The following is a 249-nucleotide window of genomic DNA, read 5'->3' as shown; positions in this document are numbered from 1 at the left end:
CGAGCGGGCGAGCCGCATCCTCCTCCGGAGGGAACCTATCGTGAGTAATTCAGCGAACATACCCGACGACATCCCAGTCACGTCGACGGACTCGATGCTCGAGGTCGTCCAGGACGCGGAGTATCTGTACGAGTGGTTAGCCAACCTTGAGGCGACGAGTATCGACGAGACGCGGGAGGTCAAGAACGACAAGCGGCGGCACAGCATCGGCGAGAACCTCGTGCGGCACATGGAAATGACGCCGTTCCC

1 pseudogene is annotated in these 249 nt (G+C 61.0%); it reads left to right on the top strand.

The features are described 5' to 3' along the window. Positions 1-40 precede the first annotated feature (40 nt). Positions 41-249 (top strand): annotated as a pseudogene (locus DJ82_RS02575) (hypothetical protein); the annotation flags it as partial.

Source organism: Halorubrum sp. Ib24 (assembly GCF_002252745.1).
Classification (GTDB): domain Archaea; phylum Halobacteriota; class Halobacteria; order Halobacteriales; family Haloferacaceae; genus Halorubrum.
This window is presented reverse-complemented; position numbering and strand designations above follow the sequence as displayed.